Consider the following 8,564-nt stretch of genomic DNA (forward strand, 5'->3'; position numbering starts at 1 on the left):
GACGGACTGGCATCGCCATCACCCCATCATCCCCCGACAGGGCGATGACGGGGTGATGGCGGGGCCGATGGCATCGGCCTGGATCACTCGGCGCGAGCGCGGCGAATGGCGAAGGCGCCGTCGCCCAGCAAGGCGACCGACAGCAGGCCTACGAGCCAGAACGCCGGGAATTCCCAGCCGCCGCCCTTGTTGGTGAACAACCAGCCGTTGTGGCCATGCACCGAGACGATGGTACCGAGCATCAGCGCGGCGAGCGGCAGGGCGGCCCAGCGTGCGTAGAAGCCGGTGATCAGCATCAGCCCGCCGATCAGCTCAAGCGCCATCGTGACATAGGCGAGCGCCGGCGGCAGACCTAGCGAGCCCATGAAGCCGACGAAGCCGGGAATGGTGAAGACGAACACCTTGAGCGACAGGTGGGCGAGGAACAGGATACCCAGCGAGACGCGCAGCAATAGGGCGGCGTACGGGGCGGTTTTGGTATCGATCATGACGGGCTCCGGTGAGGGAATCGGTGTTACGGGCTAAGGGTCGGCTCAGCCGTGCAACGTCTTCAACGACGCTGACGACTGACTTAGCCCCGATTCTAGGGAGCGGGATCGTACAGATAAACGAGCGGGAAAGGGATTGATTGTCCCGGCTATAGGGACAATCAATCAGGGATGACGCATACCGAGCGGTGAGGGGGCGGCGTCGCCCGTTCGGTCGCTCAGGCCGATGCGATCATCCGGTCGAGCAGTTCGATCCAGTGCTGCACCGGCGCGTGGTCGCGGGCGTGTTCGCCTTTGGCCGTCGCCTGTAAATGGCAGATGCAGCCCACGTTGGCCGACACGACGAGTTCGGGATCGAGCGCGTCGAGCGACTTCCACTTGGCATCGCGCAGTTGATGGGACAGTTCCGGCTGGGTGACGGAATAGGTGCCTGCCGAGCCGCAGCAGATGTGACTGTCCTGCGGCAGCATGACGCTCACCCCCACACCGGCGAGCACCTTCTCGACCACGCCCTTCAACTGCTGGCCGTGTTGCAACGTGCAGGGCGGGTGATAGGCGATCTTGCCGGTCTTGCCATTCTTGCTGTTCTTATGATTCGGCACGCGCTTTTGCAGCGCTTCGAGATTGTCGAGCAGGACTTCCGACAGGTCTTTCGCGAGTTCAGAGACGCGCTGTGCCTTGCCCGCGTACTGGGAATCGTGACGCAGCAGATGGCCGTACTCCTTGACCGTCGCGCCGCAACCGGAGGCATTGATCACGATCGCCTCGGCGCCCGCTTCGATCTCGGGCCACCAGGCGTCGATGTTGCGGCGAATGTCGTCGAGCCCGTCGTCGTGATAGTTCAGATGCAGACGAATGGCGCCACAGCATCCGGCCGACGAGGGGCGCAGCATCTCGATGCCGAGGGCGTCGAGCACGCGCGCGGTCGCCTTGTTGACGTTGGGCAACATGGACGGCTGCACGCAGCCTTCGAGCATCAGCATGCGGCGCGTGTGTTTCGTCTGCGGCCAGCTCCCCGAACGCTGGCGATGCGGCACTTTCTCGCGCAAGGCGCGCGGCAGCAGTCCACGGAACTGCTGACCGAGGCGCAGCGCGGGCGAGAACAGCGTGCGGTTGGGCAGCACGTGGGCGAGTGTCCAGCGCACGGCGCGTTCGCGGGCGGGGCGGCCGACCTTGGCGTCGATGTGACGGCGGCCAATGTCGGCCAGACGGCCGTATTGCACGCCCGACGGGCAGGTCGATTCGCAACTGCGGCAGGTCAGGCAACGATCCAGGTGACGCTGCGTCTCGCGCGTCACGCTCTGGCCTTCGACCATCTGCTTGATGAGATAGATGCGTCCGCGCGGGCCGTCGAGCTCGTCGCCGAGCAACTGATACGTGGGGCAGGTCGCGGTACAGAATCCGCAATGCACGCATTTGCGGAGAATGGCTTCGGCTTCGTCGCCGTCCGGTGTCTGACGGAGGAATTCTGCGAGGTTCGTTTGCATCGTTTTATATCTGGCGATTTACCGGTACAACCGATGACGGTTGAAGATGCGGCTCGGATCGAAGGCTTGTTGCAGACGCTCGCCGATGGCGCGCAGCGCTGCCGGTTGCGGTGTGAACACACTCCCCGCGTCGGTCGACATGCCGGTTGCGCGACGGCCATGGCGGAACAGCGTAGCATGCCCGCCGACCGCTGCGGCGATTGCGCGAATTTCGGACGCCGAACGCCGCGTGATCCACCATCGCTGCGCGCCGCCCCATTCGATGAGATGCTCGTCGCCGTGCGCAAGCGGCGGTGTCGTCGGCGGAACCGACAGGCGCCACAGGGGCTGTGCGTCATCTGCCACATCGATCGGCGCCACCGGCACCGGCGCTGCGGCAAAGAACGCGTGCGTCTGTTCGCGCAGCGACACCCAGAAATCATGCGCTTCGATGGCGTCGACATGGCGACCGCCCATCGCGGCACGTGCGGCGTCGATGGCGGCTGCGGCGCCGCCCAGACGCACACTCAGCACGCCATCGTGCCACGCCGAGCCCATCAATGGCAGCGGCTGGCCGCCCCACCGATTGAGCTGGTCGATGGCCTGCGCCTGCGGCAGTTCGAAGCGCAGCGTGGCTTCGGCCACCGGGCAGGGCAGCACCTTGATCGAGAGTTCGAGCAGCACGCCGAGCGTGCCGAGCGCGCCCGCAAGTACACGTGAGACGTCGTAACCCGCGACGTTCTTCATCACTTGCCCGCCGAAATGCAGGATCTGTCCCTGACCATTCATGACGACCGCGCCGAGTACGAAGTCGCGCGGCGCGCCCACATGGGGACGACGCGGGCCGGCGAGTCCGGCGGCAATGCAGCCGCCGAGCGTGGCGCCGGGGCCGAAGTGCGGTGGCTCGAACGGCAGGATCTGGCCGCGTTCGGCCAGCGCCGCTTCGATCTCGGCGAGCGGTGTGCCCGCGCGTGCCGTGATCACGAGTTCGGCAGGGTCGTACGAGACGATGCCGTGATACGCACGCATGTCGAGCGGTTCGCCGATCGGCGTCTCACCGTACCAGCGCTTCGTATTGCCGCCCTGAATGTCGAGCGGCACACCGCTGGCGGTGGCGGCCAGCACGCGTTCGCGAATCCCGGCGAGCGCCTGCGCGGCGGCGCTCGCTTCGCTGTCGGCGCACGTGGACACGGACGATGCCGGTGTCGTGGCTTGGAAGACTTGCGACATCAGAACCTCGGCAAATCGGGATGGGGCAGCAGCCCGCCGCGTACGTGCATCTTGCCGTACTCGGCGCAGCGCGCCCGTGTGGGGATGGCCTTGTCGGCGTTGAGCAGACCGGCCGGATCGAAAGCGCGCTTGACGGCGAAGAACGCGTCGCGCTCTTCGGGCGAGAACTGCACGCACATCGAGTTGATCTTTTCGATGCCCACGCCATGCTCGCCGGTGACCGTCCCGCCGAGTTCCACGCAGGCCTCGAGAATGTCGCTGCCGAAGGCTTCGGCGCGATGCCATTCGTCCAGATCGTTGCCGTTGAACAGGATCAGCGGATGCATGTTGCCGTCGCCGGCATGGAAGACGTTGATGCACCGCAGGCCGTATTGCGCTTCCATCGCCTCGATGCGTTTGAGCAGGGTGCCGATGGTCCGGCGGGGGATCGTGCCGTCCATGCAGTAGTAATCGGGGGAGATGCGCCCGGCGGCCGGGAAGGCGTTCTTGCGTCCCGACCAGAAGCGCAGGCGTTCGGCTTCGGAGGCGGAGACCTGGATGCGGGTCGCGCCCGAAGCGCGCAGCACTGCGGAGACGCGTGCGATTTCTTCGGCGACTTCTTCCGGTGTGCCGTCCGATTCGCAGAGCAGGATGGCGGCGGCGTCGAGGTCGTAACCGGCGTGCACGAACTCTTCGACGGCTTGTGTGGCCGGCTTGTCCATCATCTCCAGACCCGCCGGAATGATGCCCGCCGCGATGATCGCCGCGACAGCGTTGCCGCCGGCTTCCACGTCGTCGAAGCTCGCCATGATGACCTGCTGGACCTGCGGCTTCGGTACGAGCTTCACGGTCACTTCCGTCACCACGCAGAACATGCCTTCGCTGCCGATGAAAACGGACAGCAGGTCGAGGCCCGGGGTGTCCAGCGCATGGGAGCCGAACTCCACGATCTCGCCGTCCATCGTCACGGCGCGCACGCGCAGAACGTTGTGCACCGTCAGGCCGTACTTCAGGCAGTGCACGCCGCCGGAGTTCTCCGAGACGTTGCCGCCGATGGTGCAGGCGATCTGCGACGACGGGTCCGGCGCGTAGTAAAGGCCGTAAGGCGCGGCGGCTTCCGAGACGGCGAGGTTGCGCACGCCCGGCTGCACGGTGGCGGTACGGGCGTAGGCGTCGACATCGAGAATGCGTTTGAACTTGGCCAGCGAGAGCACGATACCGTCGGTGATCGGCATGGCGCCGCCGGAGAGGCCCGTGCCGGCGCCGCGCGGCACGACCGGCACGTTGTTCGCGTGGCAGGCGCGCAAGATGCGGCAGACCTGATCCTCGTCGGCGGGCAGCACGACGGCCAACGGCAACTTGCGGTACGCAGCGAGGCCGTCGCACTCGTACGGCGTGATCTGCTCGCGGTCGGTGAGCCAGTGAGCGTCCGGCACCGCAGCGCGCAAGGCGGCGAGTCGGGCGTCGCGAGTGGCGGCGCTCAGCGCGTCGAAAACCGGCTCGTCGGTACGCACCGCAGTGGCTGGGAGCGACGACGGTGGTGACAGAGGAACGGGCGGCATCGCGCTAGTGGGCGGTGCAGTCGGCGCAGAAGTCAGGGGCGACGCATTCGATGTCATCGGGCTTGCTCTCGGACGATCGTTGACGTGATGGGACATTTGACCATTCTTGGTCTACTGGTAGACTGGTCGACCAGTTGTCGGATGACGTCATCGTAAAGGGAATGATCCGATTTCAACTACAGGGTTAACCCGTAATTTGAGGGAGATCCTCTAGCGGTGCTGGAGGCGAGGCCGTGTGCCTGCCCTGAGCGAAGCCGCATCCTGTATCGTGGCGTCTGTGATTTTTCCGTCGAGAACCGAAGCCGACTATGCCGTCCAACGAGTCGTCCCTGCCTATGTCCTCTCTCTCGTCTTCTTCCCCGGCTTCTTCCCCGACTTCGCCGACTGTCGGCGATTTGCCGGGCGCCGTCGCAAGCTTTGCACCGGTCACGCCACCGCCGCGTCTGCGTCTGTCCGACATGGTGTACGAGCAACTGGAGACGATGGTCGTCGAAGGCCGGCTCGCGCCGGGCTCGGCGCTGCCGTCGGAGCGCGATCTGGCGCAGCAGATGGGCGTGTCGCGTCCGTCGCTGCGTGAGGCGCTGCTGCGGCTGGAGTCGCGCGGACTGATCGTCGGCCGGGCCGGGGGCGGGTATCTGGTCGCCAACGCCAGCCAGCCGCTGCTGGCGGAGCCGTTGTCGCAACTGATGTCGCGTCACAGCAAGACCGTCGACGACGTGCTGGAAATGCGCGAAGTGCTTGAAGCGAAGGCCGTGGAACTGGCCGCCGAGCGTGCCACGCCCGAGGACATCGCCCGTCTCGCACAGGCGCTCGAAGCGCTGGAAGCCGCCTTTGCGGCGGGGCGTGACGGACGCGACGGCGAGGGCGACGCTCGCGGGCAGTCGTTGCTGACCCGCGTGCCGGAACTCGACGCCCACTTCCATCTGGCGCTGGCCGAGGCGACGCATAACCTCGTGCTGGTGCATCTGATGCATGCGATCTTCGAGCTGCTGCGTGGCTCCGTGGTCGATAACTACCGTGCGATCGTCGGGCATGGCGCCGATCTGGCCGAACTGATCGATCAGCACCGGCGTATCTTCAATGCGGTGGCATCTCACGATGCGGCCAGCGCGCAGCGATCCCTGCATGAGCATCTGACCTTCATCCGCAACAATTCGGGCGACGTCGATCCCGCCTGATCCCGTCTGACCCCGATTTTTCTTGCTGGCGGGGCCCTCGCCCGAGGGCAAAAGAATCCCGCCAAACCCTCATCGTTTTCCCTGACTCGTGCATCCGGCGACGCTCGTCGCCTGAATGCCATCTCCTCGTCGCTCAGGGGCGTCACACCCCGCAATGGCACGGTTTACCTCGGTTTTCAAGTTATCGAGCGCTTACCAGCGAACGCGCAGTCGCCCTCGCGCGCCCGGCGCTTGTCTCCCGTATGCGGGCGCTCTCGGGTTGACAGTGGTTCGGCCATGGACTAATTTTGGAACCATAAAAAATACTTAATTCGATATATTGAATCTTGTATATCAGATTCAAAGTGACGAACCGGCCCCCGGAAGTGCCCGTGAAATTGCCGGGTGGTGGTCGAGTCGGCGCGGCATTCATCGGAGACATCAGTTGGGTAAGCACGCATTTTCTTTCGGGCAGTCCTCGTGCGACGGTTGTGACGCACCGGCTGCCCTGTCGTATCCGCCTTCAGTGTTCACGGAAGTCGTTCGTGTGCTGGGGTGTTCTTCACCGGCCTGCTGCGTGTCCCGGGCAGGCGATCTGGCGATCACGCGTCCGCGAGGCGCGCCCGCCTGAGTGATGGGATCTGGCTTGCGATGCGATCTATGCGATCCATCGTGATACGCCGACAGCGCAAGCCGGTCCGCACTCGAATTTATTTACCAGTCACCCCTTGGCAGCCGGCAACTTGCCGGCGCGGACCCTGAAAAGTCTGCGTCGCCGCGCCGAGGTGGGGGCCGGAAGTGTCCTTTGGCACTTCCGAGAGTCAGTCAGCCGGGGCTTAAGCCCTGCGAGCCTGCCGCCAGGCAGTGCTCCGCGATCAAGCGGCCAAGCATGAGCCGCACGCAACGCCAGGAGGCGTGCCGTCTGCGCATATCCCCGTCGGGGACGCGCGGCAGCACGCGATGACGTCGGGCACCGCACAACGAATCGCGGGTCGGCGTCAATCGTCTGACAGGAACAGGAGGCAAGTCATGCAAGCAGCTGCGCAACCGGAGGAGAAGACCTCTTTTCTGGGAGGGCGCTGGTCACAACTGGTGATCGGCATCATCTGTATGGGCCTGGTGGCCAATTTGCAGTATTCGTGGACGTTGTTCGTCGAGCCGATGGAAGCCAAACACCATTGGGGTGTGGCGGCCATTCAGGTGGCATTCTCGATTTTCATCGTGGTGGAAACGTGGCTGGTCCCGATCGAGGGCTGGCTGGTCGATCGCTTCGGGCCGCGCCCGGTGGTCGCGGGCGGCGCGATTTGCGTGGCGTTGTCGTGGATCATGTACTCGTACGCCGAGACGTTGACCGTGCTGTACACGGCCGCTGTCATCGCCGGTATCGGTGCGGGTTGCGTGTATGGCACCTGCGTGGGTAACGCGCTGAAGTGGTTCCCGGACAAGCGCGGTCTGGCTGCCGGTCTGACGGCAGCAGGCTTCGGTGCCGGTGCGGCCATCACGGTGATTCCGATTGCGAACATGATTCGCGAATCGGGTTACGAAGCGGCCTTCTTCAACTTCGGTATCGTGCAGGGCGTGGCGATCTTCATCCTCGCGTTGTTGCTGGTCAAGCCGCGTGCACCGAAGGGTGTCAGCGTGTCGCGCCGCAATCTGGCGACGAAGCAGGATTACACGTCGGGCCAGATGATTCGCACGCCGGTGTTCTGGGTGATCTACGTCTGCTTCGTTGCCGTGGCCGCTGGCGGTCTGATGGCGACGGCACAGATCGGGCCGATCGCGAAGGACTATGGCATTGCATCGATGCCGATGACGCTGTTCGGCGCCACGCTGCCGCTGCTGACGATGACCCTGTCGATCGACAACCTCTGCAACGGCTTCACGCGTCCGCTGTGTGGTTTCGTCTCGGACAAGATCGGCCGTGAGAACGCGATGTTCATCATCTTCCTTGGGGAAGGGGTGGCGATGCTGGGCCTGATGCACTTCGGTCAGAATCCGTACATGTTCGTGTTCTTCGCTGCGATGACGTTCCTGTGCTGGGGCGAAATCTTCTCGATCTTCCCGGCGTTGTGTGCCGACACGTTCGGTAGCAAGAACGCAGCATCGAATGCTGGCACGTTGTACACCGCGAAGGGCACGGCAGCCTTGCTGGTGCCGCTGGCTTCGGTGCTCGCCGTGGGCGGTCACTGGGATCGCGTGTTCATTGCGGCTGCGGTGATCAGCATCACGGCGGCGGTGGCGGCGAAGTTCCTGCTCGCACCGATGCGCCGCCGCTGGATCGAGTCGGAGAACAGCAATAGCGCTGCACAAGCGTCCACAAGCCCGTCGGTTGCCATCGGCGCACCGGCCAGCGAGTGAGTGTCACGCTCGACATCGGACAGATTGCCGTGAGGCGTCTGGCCGGTGATTGAGATGAAGTAAGACGTGAGTCCGTCGGAAGGACAGAAGCGGGGCGCCAGCGATGGCGCCCCGTTTTCGTTGGGGTGATGAGGCGCCGTTGTGTGGCCGTCTCATCGATCGGATATAGGTCAGATAGACGACGGGGCAGCTAGGAAACCCATCTCGCTCGCTGCGTGGCCGCAGAAAACAAAAAAGCCCGTCAAAGACGGGCTTTTTCGTGTTTTGGCTCCTCGACCTGGGCTCGAACCAGGGACCTACGGATTAACAGTCCGGCGCTCTACC

General features: G+C 64.5%; 6 protein-coding genes. 2 read left to right on the forward strand and 4 right to left on the reverse strand.

Annotation, left to right across the window (positions count from 1 at the left end; translation table 11 throughout):
- Nucleotides 1-83: 83 nt before the first annotated feature.
- The 4 genes from C5N93_RS14170 to C5N93_RS14185 all read right to left on the reverse strand — a co-directional run bounded on the left by C5N93_RS14170 (nt 84) and on the right by C5N93_RS14185 (nt 4,725).
- Entirely contained in the window at nt 84-488 is a 405-nt protein-coding gene (locus C5N93_RS14170) for a DoxX family protein (protein ID WP_242559761.1), read from the reverse strand.
- A gap of 218 nt (nt 489-706) precedes the next feature.
- Nucleotides 707-1,975, reverse strand: a complete 1,269-nt coding sequence (glcF, locus tag C5N93_RS14175) for a glycolate oxidase subunit GlcF (RefSeq protein ID WP_242559762.1) — start codon at nt 1,973-1,975, stop codon at nt 707-709.
- 18 nt (nt 1,976-1,993) lie between these two features.
- Entirely contained in the window at nt 1,994-3,184 is a 1,191-nt protein-coding gene (gene glcE, locus C5N93_RS14180) for a glycolate oxidase subunit GlcE (protein ID WP_242559763.1), read from the reverse strand.
- The gene (locus tag C5N93_RS14185) at nt 3,184-4,725 is read right to left on the reverse strand and encodes an FAD-linked oxidase C-terminal domain-containing protein (protein WP_150719756.1); all 1,542 of its coding nucleotides are present in this window, start codon (nt 4,723-4,725) and stop codon (nt 3,184-3,186) included. The genes glcE and C5N93_RS14185 overlap by 1 nt, the downstream gene beginning before the upstream one ends.
- 335 nt (nt 4,726-5,060) lie before the next feature.
- On the opposite strand from C5N93_RS14185, the gene C5N93_RS14190 reads away from it, so the two are divergent.
- Together C5N93_RS14190 and oxlT are read left to right on the forward strand one after the other, a co-directional pair.
- Complete coding sequence (locus C5N93_RS14190; protein ID WP_242559764.1) at nt 5,061-5,903, forward strand: FadR/GntR family transcriptional regulator; 843 nt, start codon at nt 5,061-5,063, stop codon at nt 5,901-5,903.
- Nucleotides 5,904-6,911: 1,008 nt separating this feature from the next.
- The gene (oxlT, locus tag C5N93_RS14195) at nt 6,912-8,240 is read left to right on the forward strand and encodes an oxalate/formate MFS antiporter (protein WP_242559765.1); all 1,329 of its coding nucleotides are present in this window, start codon (nt 6,912-6,914) and stop codon (nt 8,238-8,240) included.
- Nucleotides 8,241-8,564: the final 324 nt, after the last annotated feature.

It is taken from the genome of Pandoraea sp. LA3 (assembly GCF_022696215.1).
In the GTDB taxonomy this organism is placed as follows: Bacteria; Pseudomonadota; Gammaproteobacteria; order Burkholderiales; family Burkholderiaceae; genus Pandoraea; species Pandoraea capi.